At 63.1% G+C, this 17,579-nt stretch carries 15 protein-coding genes; 9 read left to right on the plus strand and 6 right to left on the minus strand.

The features are described from left to right. Positions 1 to 21 precede the first annotated feature (21 nt). Positions 22 to 2,157, minus strand: coding sequence for a pseudouridine synthase (locus NKH54_RS14635; RefSeq protein WP_353028454.1), 2,136 nt, complete (start codon positions 2,155 to 2,157; stop codon positions 22 to 24). Between the two features lie 180 nt (positions 2,158 to 2,337). Between NKH54_RS14635 and NKH54_RS14640 the strand changes: the two genes are divergently transcribed. After that, positions 2,338 to 2,790, plus strand: coding sequence for a nucleoside deaminase (locus NKH54_RS14640; RefSeq protein ID WP_023694762.1), 453 nt, complete (start codon positions 2,338 to 2,340; stop codon positions 2,788 to 2,790). A gap of 28 nt (positions 2,791 to 2,818) precedes the next feature. Here the strand turns inward: NKH54_RS14640 and NKH54_RS14645 are convergent, their stop codons facing one another. The 3 genes from NKH54_RS14645 to NKH54_RS14655 form a co-directional block, all read right to left on the minus strand. Beyond that, on the minus strand, positions 2,819 to 3,502 hold the full coding sequence (locus NKH54_RS14645) for a hypothetical protein (RefSeq protein ID WP_023682973.1): 684 nt from the start codon (positions 3,500 to 3,502) through the stop codon (positions 2,819 to 2,821). Positions 3,503 to 3,703: 201 nt separating this feature from the next. Further along, a complete protein-coding gene (gene ileS / locus NKH54_RS14650) occupies positions 3,704 to 6,685 on the minus strand; it encodes an isoleucine--tRNA ligase (protein ID WP_353028455.1) in 2,982 nt (993 codons plus the stop codon). 234 nt (positions 6,686 to 6,919) lie between these two features. Beyond that, positions 6,920 to 7,723, minus strand: a complete 804-nt coding sequence (locus tag NKH54_RS14655) for a MipA/OmpV family protein (RefSeq protein WP_023730461.1) — start codon at positions 7,721 to 7,723, stop codon at positions 6,920 to 6,922. Positions 7,724 to 7,935: 212 nt separating this feature from the next. Between NKH54_RS14655 and NKH54_RS14660 the strand changes: the two genes are divergently transcribed. The 4 genes from NKH54_RS14660 to NKH54_RS14675 all read left to right on the plus strand — a co-directional run bounded on the left by NKH54_RS14660 (position 7,936) and on the right by NKH54_RS14675 (position 9,824). Then, a complete protein-coding gene (locus NKH54_RS14660; RefSeq protein WP_023689559.1) occupies positions 7,936 to 8,241 on the plus strand; it encodes an ArsR/SmtB family transcription factor in 306 nt (101 codons plus the stop codon). A 193-nt stretch (positions 8,242 to 8,434) separates the two neighbouring features. Further along, positions 8,435 to 8,719 (plus strand): SRPBCC family protein, encoded by a 285-nt coding sequence (locus tag NKH54_RS14665; RefSeq protein WP_353028456.1) that lies wholly within the window; start codon positions 8,435 to 8,437, stop codon positions 8,717 to 8,719. 12 nt (positions 8,720 to 8,731) lie between these two features. Next, the gene (locus tag NKH54_RS14670) at positions 8,732 to 9,121 is read left to right on the plus strand and encodes an MAPEG family protein (protein WP_353028457.1); all 390 of its coding nucleotides are present in this window, start codon (positions 8,732 to 8,734) and stop codon (positions 9,119 to 9,121) included. Between the two features lie 151 nt (positions 9,122 to 9,272). Next, positions 9,273 to 9,824: an HdeD family acid-resistance protein gene (locus NKH54_RS14675; RefSeq protein ID WP_353028458.1), complete on the plus strand. Its 552-nt coding sequence runs from the start codon at positions 9,273 to 9,275 to the stop codon at positions 9,822 to 9,824. Positions 9,825 to 9,853: 29 nt separating this feature from the next. On the opposite strand, the gene NKH54_RS14680 is transcribed toward NKH54_RS14675, so the two are convergent. Further along, positions 9,854 to 10,837 carry a bifunctional riboflavin kinase/FAD synthetase gene (locus tag NKH54_RS14680; RefSeq protein WP_353028459.1) on the minus strand — a complete coding sequence of 328 codons (984 nt, stop codon included), beginning with the start codon at positions 10,835 to 10,837 and terminating at the stop codon, positions 9,854 to 9,856. Positions 10,838 to 10,846: 9 nt separating this feature from the next. Continuing rightward, complete coding sequence (locus tag NKH54_RS14685; protein ID WP_023671533.1) at positions 10,847 to 11,707, minus strand: TIGR01459 family HAD-type hydrolase; 861 nt, start codon at positions 11,705 to 11,707, stop codon at positions 10,847 to 10,849. Positions 11,708 to 12,041: 334 nt separating this feature from the next. On the opposite strand from NKH54_RS14685, the gene NKH54_RS14690 reads away from it, so the two are divergent. From NKH54_RS14690 to NKH54_RS14705, 4 genes are all read left to right on the plus strand, one after another. Next, positions 12,042 to 13,931, plus strand: coding sequence for a pilus assembly protein (locus NKH54_RS14690; RefSeq protein ID WP_023671532.1), 1,890 nt, complete (start codon positions 12,042 to 12,044; stop codon positions 13,929 to 13,931). Between the two features lie 195 nt (positions 13,932 to 14,126). Further along, positions 14,127 to 16,100: a pilus assembly protein gene (locus NKH54_RS14695; RefSeq protein WP_023700636.1), complete on the plus strand. Its 1,974-nt coding sequence runs from the start codon at positions 14,127 to 14,129 to the stop codon at positions 16,098 to 16,100. Between the two features lie 155 nt (positions 16,101 to 16,255). Further along, positions 16,256 to 16,888 carry a LysE family translocator gene (locus NKH54_RS14700; RefSeq protein ID WP_023730458.1) on the plus strand — a complete coding sequence of 211 codons (633 nt, stop codon included), beginning with the start codon at positions 16,256 to 16,258 and terminating at the stop codon, positions 16,886 to 16,888. A gap of 146 nt (positions 16,889 to 17,034) precedes the next feature. After that, a complete protein-coding gene (locus NKH54_RS14705; protein ID WP_502907529.1) occupies positions 17,035 to 17,565 on the plus strand; it encodes a CAP domain-containing protein in 531 nt (176 codons plus the stop codon). Positions 17,566 to 17,579: the final 14 nt, after the last annotated feature.

Raw genomic sequence — 17,579 nt, forward strand, 5'->3', positions numbered from 1 at the left:
GATCTCATTTAAGTCCCGGCATCATCTGGTCCTCGGGCCCTTGGGACCGTTGCGTGGCCGCTCGCCGCCCCGACCGCCATCCGGACGCTCGCCACCCGGCTTGCCGAACGGCTTGGCTCCGCCCGGCTTGCCATAGGACGGCTTGCCATAGGACGGCTTGAACGACGCCTTGCGCGCCTTGGCCTCGGCCGCCTTGGCGGCATCGGCTTCCGCCCTGCCCTTGCCGATCGGACGCGCGCCCGGCGCCATCCAGACATTAGCCTTGCGCTGGCCCGGCGGATCGATCGGCCGCTGCTCGCGCTCGGGCTTCTTGCCGCCGCGCGGTTTGTCACCAAAGGCGCCGCGCGGCTTTTCGCGAAACTCGCTGCGCGGCTTGTCCGAAAACTCGCTGCGCTCGGGTCTCGGGCCGCGTTCGCCAAAGCTCTTTTCCGGCCTCGCGCCCCTTTCGGGACTGGTCGACAGCTTGCCGAGCGCTTCGTCGCGGCTGCCTTCGCGGCGCTTGCGGTTCTTGATAAGACCGCCCTCGCCGATCGGCCGATGGTCACCCTCGCGGGTGACTTTCGGCCGTTCCGGCTCCGCGTCACGCTCTCGCCGCACCGGCTGGTTGGAAAACGGCTTGATGATCTCGGCGTCGAAATTGGCGCCGGATTCCTCGACCAGTCGCTCGCCGAGCTGGTCGCGCAAGACGCGGCCCTTGATCTCCAGCACATGGCCTTCGGCGAGATCGTCGAGCTGGAACGGTCCGTAGGAGATGCGGATCAGCCGCGTCACGTCGAGGCCGAGCGATCCAAGGATGTTCTTCACTTCGCGGTTCTTGCCTTCGCGCAGGCCGATCGTCAGCCACGCGTTGGTGCCTTGTTCACGATCGAGCGTCGCTTCGATGGCGCCGTAGAAGACGCCGTCGACGGCAATGCCTTCACGCAGGCCTGCGAGCATGCTTTCCTCGACCTTGCCATGAACGCGCACGCGGTAACGGCGCAGCCAGCCAGTGGCAGGCAGTTCGAGCACGCGCGACAGACCGCCATCGTTGGTGAGCAGCAGCAGGCCTTCGGTGTTGATGTCGAGGCGGCCGATGGTCATCAGCCGTGGCAATTCGGCCGGCAGCACGTCGAACACGGTCTTGCGACCCTCGGGGTCGCGGTTGGTGGTAACGACGCCGGCAGGCTTGTGAAACAGGAACAGGCGGGTGCGCTCGATCGGCGGGATCTCCATGCCGTCGAGATGGATGATGTCGCCCGGCATGACGTTGAAGGCCGGCGAGGTCAAAGCCCGGTTGTTGACCTTGACACGGCCCGCCGCGATCAGGTCTTCGGCGTCGCGGCGCGACGCCAGGCCGGCGCGGGCCAACCGCTTGGCGATACGCTCGCCGGCTTCTTCCGCATCTGCCGGACGCGGGCGCGGCTTGAAGGCGCCGCCAGATGCTTGCGGCCGGTCACCACCGAAATCGCGCTTGGGGCGATCGCTGAAGTCACGCTTGGGACGATCTCCGGCGTCGCGCTGCGGGCGATCGCCAAAATCGCGCTTTGGCCGGTCAAAACGCTTTTCGCCCTCGGCGGAAGCAGGCCGATCGCCACGCGGTGCGTAGGGCTTGCGAGGCCCTTCACGCTTTTCGAAAGGCTTGCCTTCGGGACGCGGCCCCTTGCTGAACGGCCGATCGCCGCCCTTGAAATCGCGCTTTGGCCGCTCGCCATCGGCCGCAACCGGCCGATCGCCGCGCGGTGCATAAGGCTTGCGCGGCCCCTCGCGCTTTTCATACGGCTTGCGTTCACCCTCGGCCGCCATAGGGCGATCCCCACGCGGCGCATAGGGTTTGCGCGGCCCTTCGCGCTTTTCATACGGCTTGCGCTCGCCTTCGGCTGCCATCGGCCGGTCACCGCGTGGTGCATATGGCTTGCGCGGTCCCTCGCGCTTTTCGAAGGGCTTGCCTTCGGAACGCGGACCTTTGCTGAATGGCCGGTCGCCACTTTTGAAATCGCGCTTGGGCCGCTCGCCCTCAGCCGCTGCGGGCCGGGCGCCGCGCGGTGAATAGGGTTTCTTGGCCCCGAAGGAGGGTTTGCCGCTTTTGCCGGCGGCGCCATCGCGGCGCGGCCCCGCGGCTCCAGGGCCGCTTTTGCCCGGGCCTTTGTGGCGCGGAGATTTCTTGTCGTTGTCGTCCATGTGGCCTTTGCCTTGTTGCGCTGCTACAGCGTGGCGCATCCTTTCGGACGCGCAAAGGACGCTATAGCACTTTGATTTGGCGCATGATCATTTCCGAAAATCTGTTCCGATATTCGGGTTGACGCGCTCCATAACAGGATCACCGCCAAGTGGCGAGGAGATAATCGGAATGGAAACCGCGTGAAGCGGCCGGATTTCATGGCGCTGGCGCTGAAAGAGGCGCAAGCCGCCGCCTTGCGCGGAGAAGTTCCGGTTGGCGCCGTCATCGCCAGCGGCGACACGGTGGTGGCATCCGCCGGTAACCGCACCCGCGAACTTGCCGATCCGACGGCGCATGCCGAAATGCTGGCCATCCGCGCGGCCTGCCAAACGCTCTCCAGCGAGCGGCTGACCGGCCACGACCTCTATGTGACGCTGGAACCCTGCGCCATGTGCGCAGGCGCCATTTCCTTCGCCAGGCTGCGCCGGCTCTATTTCGGCGCGGCCGACGAGAAGGGCGGCGCGGTGGTCAACGGCGTGCGCTTCTTCGCCTCGCCGACCTGCCACCATACGCCCGACATCTATCCGGGCATGGCCGAGGCCGACGCGGCGCTGCTGCTCAGGGAATTCTTTCGGGAAAGACGCGAAACGTAGAGCCTTCAGCTACCGAAGGCGACGGTTCCTACCAGGAGGGCAGCCAGTCGAAGAGCCCGCCGCTCTTGCCCTTGGCGGCCGCTTCCTTCTTGAGGCGGCGTTCCTTCTTGTATTCATCCTCGCCGAGTTCGCCCTGCGGCGCCGTGTCGGAGGCAGCTCGATAGGCCAGAGGCGGCTCGCTCAGATATCTGCGAGTGTTGGGGTCGCCCTGCTTTTGCTCTGCGGTACGGCGCTGGATCTCGGCGGCGCGGCCCTTGTCTGAATCCTTCGGCGACCAGGCCGGCGGGTGGCTGGAGCCCGAATCCGCCAGCGCCTTCTTCACGGAAGCCGGATCGGTCTGCACGTCATCGACGATCCCCGACTGATAGGACGGGTCGTCCTGGTGGGCAGTGGCGTCGGCACGCAGGCGGGCGCGGCGCTGCTCGGGCGATTCGGGCCAATCGGTGCTCGCCGTCTCGATGCTTTCCTGCGGCGGCGGCAGCACTTCCTTCTGCCCCGGCGCCGGCTTTACCAGCTCCGGACGCGGCCTGTAGTCGATCTGTTCCTTGTGCTTGGGCGTGATCGCGAAGGCGCCGGAAAGGTCTCCGGCAAGCTGCTCGCCAGCCGTCTTGTCGGTGCCGTAGGTAGGCGAGCCCATGCAACCGGACAGAGCGAGGCCGGACGCGACAAGCGGCGCCAGCAGCGCAACGCGCACGGAAGTTCTGTCGATCATGCCAAAAAGTCCCACTCTAGACAGCCTCTCGATCGTCACCGGCCAAAGGCCCGGTCCCCATCGTCCACGCTCTTGCGACGGAATTCCGGCGACAATTTGTCTTCCGGAGTTTCGCGTGTTTATCTCAACCACTCGTTAAGGGCAACGCGCGGGCGGTTTTCGCCCACGCGGCATGGCATTTGTGCACCGGCTTATGAGCAGTCACAAACGTCCCAGAGCCTTGAGTTCATGCAGGACGGCGGCATCGCGGGCAGACACGTCGGGGAATTCCACGTCCTGCCCGACATCGGCGGTATAGCGCCACGAACGCGCGCATTTGACCAAGCCGCGGTCCTCGGCCTTTTCGACCACCACCGCGACACCTTTGACATCGTCGAGCGCAAAGGCGCCTTCCGGCGCCTTGCCATGGGCGATGACGAGATCGCTGGTGATCGCCATCTCGGCCATGTCGACATCGGCGATCGCGGCTTCAAGCGTGGCATCGTCGAGGCTCACGACCGGCACGGCTTCCAGCGAGGCACCGATGACCTTCTGAGCGCGTGCGATCTCGAGCGCGCCGGTGACGACACGGCGGACCTGCCGCACCTTGCGCCATTTTTCCGCCAGTGCCTCGTTCTTCCAGTCGGCCGGAATCTCGGGGAACTGGTCGAGATGCAGCGAGACAGCATCCGGATGACGGTCGAGCCAGGCTTCTTCCGTGGTGAAGGGCAGCATCGGGGCCAGCCATTTCACCAGGCAGTCGAAGAGGTGGCGCACCACTTGTACCGAGGCCTTGCGCTTCACGCTGGCGGGTCCTTCGCAATAGAGCGCGTCCTTCCTGATGTCGAAATAGAAGGCCGACAGCTCGACCACCATGAAGTCGAGCAAAGTGCGGGTGATGCGTTTGAACTCGAACGCGTCGTAGCCCGAGCGCACGACCTCATCGAGCTCGGCCAGCCGATGCAGCATCAGCCGCTCCAGTTCCGGCATCTTGTCCAGCGGCACCTCCTCGCCATCGTCATGGGCGAGCGTGCCCAGCATCCAGCGGATGGTGTTGCGGAGCTTGCGGTAGGCGTCGATGTTGGTCTGCAGCACGTTCTTGCCGAGACGCTGGTCTTCCCAATAATCCGTCGTCACCACCCATAGCCGCAGAATGTCGGCGCCGGACTGCTTGATGACGTCTTGCGGCACGACGGTGTTGCCGAGCGATTTCGACATCTTTCGCCCCTCCTCATCCATGGTGAAGCCATGGGTGACGACGGTGTCGTAAGGTGCCCTGCCCCTGGTGCCGCAGCTTTCGAGCAGCGAGGAGTGGAACCAGCCGCGATGCTGGTCGGAGCCTTCGAGATAGACGTCGGCCGGCCATTTCAGGTCCGGACGGTCTTCCAGCGTGAAGACATGCGTCGAGCCCGAATCGAACCAGACGTCGAGGATGTCCATCACCTGCTTCCATTTGGAGGCCTCGTGATTGCCGAGGAAACGCTCCTTGGCGTCGGCAGCGAACCAGGCGTCGGCGCCTTCCCTCTCGAATGCGTCCATGATGCGCTGGTTGACGGCTTCGTCCTTCAGCACATTGCCGTCCTCGTCGGCAAAGACGGCGATCGGCACGCCCCAGGCGCGCTGGCGCGACAAGACCCAATCCGGGCGTTCCTCGATCATGGCGCGGATACGGTTCTGGCCGGCCGCCGGCACGAAGCGTGTGTCATCGATCGCCTTCAGCGCACGGCTGCGCAGCGTCGTGCCGTCGCCGAGGTCCTTGTCCATATAGACGAACCATTGCGGCGTGTTGCGGAAGATGATCGGCTTCTTCGACCGCCACGAGTGCGGATAGCTGTGCTTCAGCCGGCCGCGCGCGAACAGTGCGTTGCGCTTGATCAGCTCGTCGATGACCGCCTGGTTGGCATTGCCCTTCTTGCCGTTGTCGTCGATCACGCGCGCCGCCCCGCCTTCGCGATCCGGGCCAAAACCCGGCGCGTCCCTGGTGAAGAAGCCGGCATCATCTACAGTGAAGGGGATGGCAGGGTCGATGCCACGTGCGCGCAAATCCGATGCCGCATCCATCCAGGCATCAAAGTCCTCGCGGCCATGGCCGGGCGCGGTATGGACGAAACCGGTGCCGGCATCGTCGGTCACATGATCGCCGGCCAGCATCGGCACGGCGAATTCGTAGCCGCCGCCGAGACCTTTGAAGGGATGTGAAAGTGTAAGGCTTCCAAGCTCTTCGACCGAAACGCTGCGAAGCCGATTCAAGGTGACCTTGGCCTTGGCCGAGGAGTCTTCGGCAAGCGCATCTGCAAGAATCAGCTTTTCACCGGGCTGTGGACCGAACGAATTTTCGGCTGCGGTAACTTCATAAAGGCCGTAGCCGATCCGTGACGAATAATTGACGGCACGGTTGCCGGGGATCGTCCACGGGGTTGTCGTCCAGATGACGACGTGGGCGTTGTCCAAAAGTGCAACGCTTTCCGGAACGCGCATGGACGGTGCAGCGTCTGATACAAAGTGCTCAACGCTCCAAAATCCTGACACAACTGGAAACTTCACCCAGATCGTGTCGGACTCATAGTCCTGGTATTCGATCTCGGCCTCGGCCAGTGCGGTGCGCTCGACGACGCTCCACATTACCGGCTTGGAGCCGCGATAGAGCTGGCCCGACATGGCGAACTTCAACAACTCCCCGGCGATGCGCGACTCCGAGTGGAAAGCCATTGTCGTATAGGGGTTCTTGAAATCGCCAACGACGCCGAGCCGCTGGAACTCGCCGCCCTGCACCATGATCCAGTTCGCGGCGAAGTCGCGGCATTCCTTGCGGAACTCGTTGACCGGCACCTCGTCCTTGTTCTTGCCCTTGGCGCGGTACTGTTCCTCGATCTTCCATTCGATCGGCAGGCCGTGGCAGTCCCAGCCGGGCACGTAATTGGAGTCATAGCCGCGCATCTGGAACGAGCGGGTGATGACGTCCTTGAGGATCTTGTTCAGCGCGTGGCCGATATGGATGTTGCCGTTGGCGTAAGGCGGGCCGTCATGCAGCACGTATTTCTCGCGGCCTGCGGCCTCTTCGCGCAGCTTGCGGTAGAGATCCATGTCCTGCCAGCGCTTGACCAGCAGCGGTTCCTTTTCCGGCAAGCCGGCGCGCATCGGGAAATCCGTCTGCGGCAGGTAAAGCGTCTTGGAATAGTCGATCGTTTCAACAGTGTCGGTCATTGGTCTGCCATGTGCATTGCCCGGCGGGCGTAAAAGCTCGGGCGTGAACTATCATGATTTGGAAAAAGCGCGAGGGGGCGCGCAAAACTCCCGGCGGCTCCGGCGGCGCTCAGGCCGCCCGGAACACCGGGCCTGTAATTCGTATCGTCAGCGCGCGAAGGCGTGAAAAGCTCGTCATTGCCGGGCTTTTAGCCGAGAAAGCCGCAGGAATAAAGCGTCTCTTGTTCGATTCACTTACATCGCGAAGTCGAAGCGATAGGTGGTCGAGACGCCGACCGTGAACTGGTTACGGTCGCCGCGCTCCTTGACCAGGCTGGAATCGGCAGCCGGGCCCATCAGGCGCGCATATTCGCCGAACAGGCTGGCGGTCATCGGATCGGTCACCTTCCAGGTGATGGCGCCACCAAGGCCGGTCGACTTCAGGCCGCCGCCAGGATGGTGTTCGCTCAGGCCCGAGGCCGCAGCCTCCTTGGCGTTGACACCATAATAAGAGTCGAAATAGCCCGACGAGGCAAAGGACACGCGTGGTCCGCCCGAAATTCTGACAGTCGGCGTCACGTCGTAGAAAGCATCGGCGGCGATGTCGGCGACAAAGCCATCATGGGCACGAATGCCATGGCGCAGTTCGGCACGGGCGCGCAGCCAGTCCGTCGGATAGATTTCGAAGAAGCCGCCGACCTCACCGCCCCAGCGCACCGGGTCGAGGCCCTTGAGCTCATCCTTGCTGTCGCGGGAAAACAGGAATTTTCCGGTCAGGCCGGCGCGGACGCCGCCATCGTCGACCAGCGCCAGCGAGATGTTGTCGTTGCGCGAGGTAAAGCGCGCGGCCGGGCCGGCCTTGCCCAGCGAGATGATCGGCGATGCGCTGAGCAGATAGCTGTTGGAGCCCTCGAATTTCGGCGCGACCATGCCGGTGGCGCCAAGCGTCAGGTACCAGTCGCCGGACATCCAGCCGAAGGCACCCTCGCCAGCATTGGCGGTGGACACAGTGAGCAGCGCCGAGGCGAGAAACAGCGGAATCGTCCAGACAATACGCATCACCACCCCATACGCGAAACAAAACGGAGAGAACACCCGGCAGCCAAAGCCATGGCGCCGGTTCGGTAAAATTTGACTTAAAATCTACAGCAGTGGCGGCAACTGCGACCCTGTTTTTTGCGCTGTGGCCCATTTGAACAGGGCGCCGCCGGGCCTGTGGCGAGTTGACAGAAATAGCGAGGTTGCCTAAATTCGCGTTAGTGCAGACTAACATGAACAGATGGACAGCGCTTGGCGACCCGACCAGGCGGACGATCTTCGAACTGCTGGTCGAACAACCCTGTTCGGTCGGGGAATTGGCTCGTGCGCTTCCTGTCACCCGGCCGGCGGTCTCGCAGCACCTGAAGGTGCTCAAGGACGCCGGCCTCGTGGCCAACACACGGCTAGGCAAGCAACGCATCTACCGGGTCGAACCGGAAGGCTTGGCCAGCCTGCGCGCCGAACTCGACCGGTTCTGGAGCAAGACCTTGGCGGCCTACAAAGTGGTCGTCGAACAGCCCTTGAAGGAGCAGGAATGAGCACACATCAACCGCCCGTGAGGCACTCCATCCTTGTCGAGGCTCCGATCGCACATGCCTTCAAGGTCTTCACCGAGGACTTCGGCAGTTTCAAACCCAAAGAGCATAACCTGCTTGCGGTGCCGATCGCGGAGACGATCTTCGAACCCCGCGTTGGCGGTCACGTCTACGACCGCGGTGTGGATGGCAGCGAGTGCCGCTGGCACGGGTGCTGGCCTACGAGCCGCCGAACCGACTGCTTCTGAGTTGGGATATCAGCCCTCAATGGCAGATCGAGACCAATCCGGACAGGACCAGCGAGTGGGAAGTCCGGTTTACGGCGGAGACGAATAGCCGGACCCGCGTCGAGATCGAGCATCGCAATCTCGAACGTCATGGCGAAGGCTGGGAAGGCGTGCGCTTTGGGATTGACGGTGATCGAGGCTGGCCGCTGTATCTCAGGCGATTCCAAGATCTTTTTGCCGGCAAGGTGACCTGAAGGAGCACAATTATGGAACCCTATTGGCTAAGCATCCTCGGTGTACTGATCCTCTGTCTTTTGTCAGTCGCGCTGGCGGTTTACTCGGGTTCGTCCAAGGGATTTGCCGGAGCGCTTTCCGGTCCGGTGATCCCGGCCGACGACGCCAATCTCCTCTACAGGATCGACCGCGTGCATATGAACTCGGTCGAGGCGCTGGCGCCTTTTGTCGTCCCGGCGGTGCTGGCCATGATGGTTGGCGTTGGGTCGGCCACGTTGGCGACCATTGTCTGGGTTCATGTGGCGATACGCCTGCTTCACCTGGGGTTTACCTACGCGGCGGCAATGCCGCCAAGGGTGGCAGTGTCAGAACGATCGTCTACGTCTCTGGAGCGATCGTCACGCTTGTCCTCGTCCTTGTGACTGGGTGGGCTGCCATAAATTGACACGTACGCGCGAACCTCAAGCCACCGACGCTTTGTTTGTTTGCTAGCCGTCGCCATCGGCTGGACGTCCGCTACAGCCGGGGCTAACCTCCCGGCAAGGTGCCAGGCGATTTCGAGGAGATGCAGCCATGACCCTGCACGGTGCCCTGAAAGATGCGATCGGCCGGACACGGGACAAATGGGGGTGGTTCGTCGCGCTCGGCGTGCTGCTGCTCATCTTCGGCGGCATTGCCTTCGGCAATCTGTTCATCGCCACCGTCGCCTCGGTCTATGTCGTGGGCTGGCTGATGCTGATGGCCGGCATCATCGAGATCGTGCATGCCTTCGGCGTGAAGACCTGGAGTCGCTTCTTCTATTGGCTGCTCAGCGGCCTACTTTATGCCGTTGCCGGTTTCTTTGCCTTCGACAATCCGCTGCTGGCCTCGACGGTGCTGACCTTGCTGCTGGCGGTGGCGCTGGTCGCTTCAGGCGCGCTCAGGGCCTGGGTCGGCTATAGCCACCGACCGGAAAAGGGCTGGGGCTGGGTCGTCGCGGCGGGCCTGATCAGCGTGCTGGCGGGGCTGACCATCGCCATGGGCTGGCCGGTCAACAGCCTGTGGGTGCTCGGCCTGTTCCTGGCCATCGACCTGATCTTCCAGGGCTGGAGCTTCATCGCTCTCGGACTGGCGTTGAAGAAGTAGGGGCTTGAAGAGGTAAGCGGCCGGAAGGCTCAAAAAGCGATGGCGCCGTCCAGATCCGAAAGCGGCCTGACGCCGGCCAGCAGCGCGCGCGCCTCCGCCTCGTCGCGCTTCATTTGTGCCACTAGCGCATCGAGCCCATCGAACTTCACCTCGGGGCGCAAAAAGCCGAAGAACGATACGTCGCAGATCTCACCATAGAGATCGCCGGCAAAGTCGAAGACGAAGGTTTCGAGCAGCGGCGCGCCATTGTCGTCGACAGTCGGGCGACGCCCGAAGCTGGCGACACCATCATAGAGCGTGCCGTCGGCGCGGCGAAAGCGGACGGCATAAATCCCTTCCTTCAGAGTCGTTTCCGGCGAAAGCCTCATGTTGGCTGTCGGGAAGCCGAGCGTGCGGCCGAGCTGCTGGCCGCCGATCACTTCGCTTTCGACGGTGAAGCGGTAGCCGAGCAGGCCTGCGGCCTCGGCGACCTCTCCTTCGCAGAGCAGCTCGCGGATACGGCTCGACGACACGACCTCGGCGCCCTCGTCGCGAAAGGCGTCGACCAGGGTGACGCCGAAACCATGGCGCTCGCCTGCCGCCATCAGAAACGCAGGACCGCCCTGCCGGTCCTTGCCGAAGTGGAAATCGAAGCCGGTCACGGCATGGGTGATGCCGAGGTTCGTCTCCAGTACATCGGTCACGAAAGCCTCGGCCGACAGGCCGGCAAAGGCGCGCGTGAACGGCTGTTCGACGAGTGCGGCAAAGCCCAGATGCGACAGCAGCCGCGCCTTCATCGGCGGCGGCGTCAATACGAACAGCGGCATATCGGGCCTGAACACCTTGCGCGGATGCGGGTCGAAGGTCAGCACCAGCGCCGGCACGCCGCGCCGCCCGGCTTCGGCAAGCGCGCGATCGAGCACCGCCTGGTGGCCGCGATGGACGCCGTCGAAATTGCCGATCGCCACCACGCCGCGGCGCAAATGCGGCGGCAGCGGCGCGGTTGCTGAAATGTGTTCGAAAGCTGCGCTCATGCAGCAACCCTACCGCAGTCTCGGAATGACGGCGACCGGCCGGTAGCCGTGCTTTTGCAGAAAGGCTGCAAGCCTGGCGGGGTCCGGCTGCATGGGATCGCCATAGTCGCGCGCGTGAATGCCGCCCGAGACGTAAAGCACGTCGATGCCGTTGTCCGCGGCGCCCTTGACGTCGGTCATCATGCCGTCGCCGATGGCCAGCACCTCGGTGCGCGCGACGTCTCGGCCGAGAAGCACGGCAACCTCCCGCAGCGCTACGTCATAGACCGGCGCATAAGGTTTTCCGGCGATCAGCGTGCGGCCGCCAAGCTGGGCATAGTCGCGCGCCAAGGCGCCGGCGCACCAGATCATGCGCTCGCCGCGTTCGACCACGATGTCGGGATTGGCGCAGATGAAAGGCAGGTTCCTGGCGCGCAGCCGGCGCAGCAGATCGGCGTAATCCTCAGGCGTTTCCACCTCGTCGTCGAACAGCCCGGTGCAGACCGCGCCGGAGGCCTCGAACTCCTCGACGAGCTCGACGTCCAGACCGTCATAGAGGGTGAAATCGCGGTCGGCGCCGATATGGAAGATTTTTCGTGGGCCTTCGGCGATAAGGTCGCGGGTCACATCGCCTGAGGTGACGACGCGATCGTAGGCGGCGGCGGGAACGCCGATCGCATTCATCTGCGCCACCACATCGGCATTGCGGCGCGGCGAGTTGGTGATCAGGACGACCGGGACCTTCGCCGCACGCGCGGCGGCAAGCGCTTCGGCAGCCGCCGGAAAATGCCATTCGCCATTGTGGATCACGCCCCAGACATCGCACAGGATGGCCGAGTAGGCGCCCGACAAATCCGCGAGCGAGCCGATGATGTCAGGCGAATCCGCCATGCCGTTTTCCTGCTGTGACGATCATTGCGAGAGCTGCAGCCGACGGTCCGCCGCAACCGGCCCCGCATTAACCGAAGCGTTTCATCCTGTCACCAGCTTTTCGGCACTTGCCAGGCTGTTGCGCAACGGGCTGATCGAAGGTTGCACAGGCAGGAACCACCCTTCTCCGAGCTTCGGTCGATCGAAACAATGTCGCACCGCTGATCACCAGGGCCGAGTGGTTAACGAGCCTTGAAAAGATGGGCCTATGTTGAACGCATTTCAGCAACCTGAAATTTAACGATTTGTGGGCATCTTCGGACCGATATTGGGTCCTGGCAGGGGTGCTGAAGGCATGATCCGCAGATTTCTGAACGACAGACGCGGCAACTATGCCTTGATGACAGTGATCACCATGGTGCCCTTGATGGGCGCGCTGGCGATTGCCATCGACTACACCGACCTCCTGCGCCAAAAACAGAACATGCTGAACGCGCTGGATGCCGCCGGAATTGCCACGGCACAGCAGATCGTCACCGGGGCGACCGACACGGCATCCAAGGCCTATGCGAAGGATTTCTTCGAGGCCAATCTCAGAGCCGTCAGTCCGGCCGATACGGCGCTGACGGTGACGCTGCCCAACAACAACGCAGGTGGTGGCACGCTGAAGCTGTGCGCCGAATTGACGTACCACCCCTATTTCCTGCCGGCAGCGGCCATGATGATCGGAAGAACCGCCGCCGACGTCACAACGTCGGCATGCTCGGAGATCCGCCTCAAAAACACGCTGGAAGTGTCTCTCGTGCTCGACAATTCCGGCTCCATGAGCATCAACGGCTCCGGCACCGGCCAGCCACGAATAGATTTGCTCAAGAAGGCCGCTACCGAGCTTGTCAACACGATGGCGCTCCAAGCCGCACAAATGAGGCAGGTCACCAGGCCGGTGCAGTTCTCGCTGGTCCCGTTTTCTGCGTCGGTCAATGTCGGCGCTCCGATCCCCCCGGCTCCATTGCCGACGTGGCTGGACACGACCGGCATTTCCCCGATCCATCATCAGAACTTCGATTGGTCGACGATGACAGCGGCGGCAAATGCCACCAAATGGATCGAAAAAGTAGGCAGCGTTTACTACCAGCGCGGCACGGGCTGGGGCACTGACAAAGACAAGGAGATGACGCGTTTCACTCTCTATCAGGACATGATGGCAACGACCTGTACGACGAAAAACCCGAACGGCACTTGCAAGACCTCCGTCGTCGCCAAATACGAAGCCTGGAAGGGCTGCGTGGAGGCGAGGCCGTATCCCTATAATGACGACGACACATCGCCGACCACGGGCACGCCCGCCACCATGTTCGTGCCGATGTTCGCGCCGGACGAAGCTGGCAATTTCTGGACCGACACAACTCGCACCAGCACATCGACGTGGGGTTACGCGAACAATTGGTGGATCGATTATTCCGACACGCTGACTGTCCCCAAACGCCAAGCGGATATGCGAAAGTATTTTCTGACAAAGCCCTGGGACGCAGCAGCCGCTGCGGCCGATGATGGACCCAATTCGGCATGCACGACCGCCGCGATCACGCCGTTGCAGGACATAACCACCACCGATGGCAAGAAAATCCTGACGGATGCCATCAATGCCATGGCCCCGACGGGCAACACCAACGTGCCGGAAGGGCTGGCCTGGGGCTGGCGGACGGTGTCGAGCAACGAGCCTTTTACGCAAGGCCGGCCGAACACCGAAAGAGGCAACGACAAAGTGGTCATCGTCCTGACCGACGGCGCAAACACCTATAGCATCGGCCCTAGCAACGACATGACCAGCAACTACGCCAAGAATGGATCGACCTACGCCGCCTACGGCTACACCGGCCCTAATTTTCCGAAGCCAGTCGAGCCTGCGACCCGCCTGTTCGTCAACACGACCGTCGCCAAGACAACTTATACGGCGGCCAACTACACAACCGCGCTTGACCAGCAGATGCAAACGCTTTGCACCAATGCGAAGAATTCGAACATTCTCTTGATGACGGTCTCGCTTGACCTGGTTACCACCAAGCCGGCGGAAAAGACTGCCATAGACGCGCTCAAGAAATGCTCCTCGGATTCGCGCTTCCGCAAGGATCCGACCGACCCGAGCAAGCCGGCGAAGCTGTACTGGAACGCGACCGGCGCCACCTTGTCGCAAAGTTTCAAGGAAATCGCCGACGAACTGTCGAACCTGCGCATCGTCAGCTGATCGGCGCGATCTTTCGAACAAGGCGCTCCGCCTCGCGGGGCGTTTTGTTGCGGCGTTGCTCACGTGTCCGTGCATTTGGTTAGCGCCTGGTGAAGCGCTAACCGCGCAATCGAGCAGTTTCCCCAACCCGTCCTTCAACGTTTTGTGAAACTGTGGCGGCATTGAAGAATCCGCAGGCGGGGCCGCTTACATCACATGCGTGAACTCTGGCGCACATTCCGGCGTGACTTCTGGCGTGACCGCCGCGGCAATTACGCTCTGATGACCGTTGTGGCGATGGTGCCACTGATGGGCGGCGTGGCAATGGCTGTCGACTACACCGGCGTGGTCAGCGAGAAGCAGAGGGTGGTCAACGCACTCGACGCCGCCAACTTCGCCACCGCGCGCCGGCTGGTGGAAGGCGCCACCGACGACCAGTTGCGGGCCTATGCGCTCGACTTCTTCAAGGCAAACCTCAACGACGTCGATCCCGCCGACACGACGCTCAGCGTTACGCTGCCCAGCAGCACGACCGGCGGCGGCATCGTCAAGCTGTGCGCCAGCCTGGTCTACAAGCCCTATTTCCTGCCGGCAGCGGCGATGCTGATCGGCAGGACGTCGGAAAACGTCACCTACTCCGTGTGTTCGCAAGTCCGGCTGAAGAACACGCTGGAAGTGGCCATGGTGCTCGACAATTCGGGGTCGATGTCGAACACGGGCACGGGTGCCGGACAAAAGCGCATCGACCTTCTCAAGCAAGCCGCCAAGCAGCTCGTCGACACGCTTGCCTTGCAGGCCGCGATGATCAAGCAGATCGACAAGCCGGTCCAGTTCAGCCTTGTGCCGTTCGCCGCCTCGGTCAATGTCGGCGCCAGCAACGACAACGCGTCGTGGATCGACGCCTACGGGCTGTCGCCCATCCACAATGAGAATTTCGCCTGGTCCACGCTTAACGCAGCCGACAAATATGCCCAGAAGATCGGCGGCATCTGGTACAAGAAAGGCACTGGCTGGGGTGAGCAGGAGGGGCAGATGCTGACCCGCTTCTCGCTCTACCGCGACATGAAGGTGGTCACCAGCCACGAGCGCATCGTCGGCAGCAAACGCGTGGTCTGCGACAAATATCGCGCCAATCATACATGCTCGGACAGCCACAACGAATACGACTACAACGACACATACGGACCGTTCGCCAGCTGGCAGGGCTGCGTCGAAGTGCGGCCCTATCCCTATAATGTCAACGACGCGCCGGCCTCCGGCGGACCGAACAACACCGGCACCGGCGTCGGCGATCCCGCGACCATGTTCGTGCCGATGTTCGCGCCGGACGAGCCGGGCAATCATTGGTACATAACGCAGGACCCCGACGAGGTGGCCCCCAAGACCTATGGCGCAGCCAACAGCTGGTGGAACGACGATCCGGCGAGCACCACCGGCAAGACCAGGCAGTCCAACATGGCCAAGTATTTCCAGCCACGGCCGATGAACGCGCCGGTGCTGGGGACGGGTGCCGGTCCGAATTACAGCTGCACCACCACGCCGATCACACCGCTGACCGACGTCGCCAACGCCGCCGGGCTGACCAAGATCAAGGCTGCGATCGACCTTATGGCGCCCAACGGCAACACCAATGTGCCGGAAGGCATGGCCTGGGGCTGGCGCACCGTCTCCAGCACGGAGCCTTTCACAGGAGGACGTCCTGAGACGGAGCGCGGCAACGACAAGGTGGTCATCGTGCTCACCGACGGCGAGAACACCTATTCGACGGTGAGTTCCGACCCCGCCGGCAACAAGTCGACCTATGCCGGCTATGGCTATACCGGCGTCGGCTACAACGGCACTGCGGTCACCCGCCTGTTCGGCGGCACGTCGAGCGCCATCGGCCAGCTCAACTATTCGTCGAGCAACTACACCGCCGCGCTCAACGAGCAGATGGCGACGCTGTGCAACAACGCCAAGGCGGCCAACATCATGGTGATGACGGTGGCGCTCGATATGTCGACGACCGACGCCGGCGACAAGAGCGCGATGGAGGCACTGAAGACGTGCTCGTCGGACTCGCGCTTCCGCAAGGATCCGACCGACCCGAGCAAGCCTGCAAAACTGTTCTGGAACGCGACCGGCGCCACGCTGTCCGACAATTTCAAGGAAATCGCCAACGAGCTCTCGAACCTGCGCGTGGTGAGCTGAGGGTTGAAGCTGCTGATCTTCCCCCTTGCGGGGGAAATTGACGGCTTCGCCGCTTTCGACATTTTTCGACGCTGGCGCAAAGTCTCCGGCCATCATGCTCTTGCGGTGAGTCAAAACGCGTGCTCGGTATCGTCACCGCTTCCCGGAGATTGCCCGTGCCCGAAACCGCCAACCATCTCGCCTTCGCGCTGGTCTGCCTGGGCATGGTGCTGACGCCCGGGCCGAACATGATCTACCTGATCTCGCGCTCGCTGTCGCAAGGCCCCAAGGCCGGGCTGATCTCGCTCGGCGGCGTGGCGGCCGGCTTTCTGTTCTATGTCGTATCGGCTGCGCTGGGCATCACCGCGCTGCTGCTTGCCGTGCCGTTTGCCTATGACGCACTGCGCATTGCCGGCGCGCTCTATCTGCTATGGCTCGCCTGGCAAGCGGTGCGACCCGGCGGGCGCTCACCATTCCAGGTGCGCGAACTGCCGAAGGACAGGCCGCGCAAGCTGTTCGCGATGGGCCTGATGACCAATCTCCTCAACCCCAAGGTGGCGGTGCTTTATCTGTCGCTGCTGCCGCAGTTCATCTCGCTGGGCAAGGGCCATGTGCTGTCGCAGCTTCTGGTGCTCGGCGCCACGCAGATCTCGATCAGCCTGACCGTCAATGCCATCATCGCGGTAACGGCCGGTTCGATCGCGACCTTCCTTGCCGGACGGCCGCTATGGATGGTCATCCAGCGCTGGATGATGGGCACGGTGCTTGCCGGGCTGGCGCTTAAAATGGCGACCGACGCGCAACGCTGATCGGAGGCAACGCGCCGAGACTACATCGGCCGCCGACCTTCCCATTCGAATCGATCGGCCGAACCTGCACGGAGGCCAGCGATTGAGATTTTCGCGGCCCTGCCCGGCAAAAGCCATGATCGCCGCTAAGTCAGGCTCGCATGACAATGATCTGCAGCACCAATCACCCGCTCGCGCAAACCCGCTCTGGCGCAGCAAGTCCAAAACCAAACAGGCGCCTGCTGCTGATCGGCCTTGCAGCCATGGCCGGCCTCGCTGCTTGCAGCACGGTCTCGGTGCCGACCGGCGAAGGCGCCGGTGTGTCGTCCTCGGCCACCGCGACGCTGGCCGGCATCCGAGCTTCGGCCGGACTGCCGGCGCTGGTGCCGGACGCCCAGCTCGAGCAGGCCGCTCGGCAGCAGGCCGGCTATATGGCCTCACGCGAACGCATGAGCCACACGACGGGCTGGGGAAAGGATTTCGCGTCGCGGATGAAGGACAATGGCGTGCGGGGCGCCGCCGCCGAGAACATCGCCGAGGGCCGCTTCGACCAGCAGAAACTGTTCGACATATGGATGCATTCGGCTGGCCACCGCCGCAACATGCTCGATCCGGATTTCAGGCGCTTCGGCCTCGCCTATGTACGCGACGGACGCGACAGCGCCATCCGCTACTGGAGCTTGGTGCTCGGAAAATAGCAGCCAGCGGTTAC

The organism is Mesorhizobium sp. M1004 (assembly GCF_040318795.1).
GTDB lineage: Bacteria > Pseudomonadota > Alphaproteobacteria > Rhizobiales > Rhizobiaceae > Mesorhizobium.

Excerpts from the sequence above, each read along its gene's own strand:
- NKH54_RS14695 (WP_023700636.1), top strand. The coding sequence starts at position 14,127 with ATGCGTGAACTCTGGCGCACATTCCGGCGTGACTTCTGGCGTGACCGC.
- NKH54_RS14655 (WP_023730461.1), bottom strand. The coding sequence starts at position 7,723 with ATGCGTATTGTCTGGACGATTCCGCTGTTTCTCGCCTCGGCGCTGCTC.
- ileS (WP_353028455.1), bottom strand. The coding sequence starts at position 6,685 with ATGACCGACACTGTTGAAACGATCGACTATTCCAAGACGCTTTACCTG.
- NKH54_RS14685 (WP_023671533.1), bottom strand. The coding sequence starts at position 11,707 with ATGGCGGATTCGCCTGACATCATCGGCTCGCTCGCGGATTTGTCGGGC.
- NKH54_RS14680 (WP_353028459.1), bottom strand. The coding sequence starts at position 10,837 with ATGAGCGCAGCTTTCGAACACATTTCAGCAACCGCGCCGCTGCCGCCG.
- NKH54_RS14635 (WP_353028454.1), bottom strand. The coding sequence starts at position 2,157 with ATGGACGACAACGACAAGAAATCTCCGCGCCACAAAGGCCCGGGCAAA.
- NKH54_RS14705 (WP_502907529.1), top strand. The coding sequence starts at position 17,035 with ATGATCTGCAGCACCAATCACCCGCTCGCGCAAACCCGCTCTGGCGCA.
- NKH54_RS14645 (WP_023682973.1), bottom strand. The coding sequence starts at position 3,502 with ATGATCGACAGAACTTCCGTGCGCGTTGCGCTGCTGGCGCCGCTTGTC.
- NKH54_RS14670 (WP_353028457.1), top strand. The coding sequence starts at position 8,732 with ATGGAACCCTATTGGCTAAGCATCCTCGGTGTACTGATCCTCTGTCTT.
- NKH54_RS14675 (WP_353028458.1), top strand. The coding sequence starts at position 9,273 with ATGACCCTGCACGGTGCCCTGAAAGATGCGATCGGCCGGACACGGGAC.
- NKH54_RS14690 (WP_023671532.1), top strand. The coding sequence starts at position 12,042 with ATGATCCGCAGATTTCTGAACGACAGACGCGGCAACTATGCCTTGATG.
- NKH54_RS14660 (WP_023689559.1), top strand. The coding sequence starts at position 7,936 with ATGAACAGATGGACAGCGCTTGGCGACCCGACCAGGCGGACGATCTTC.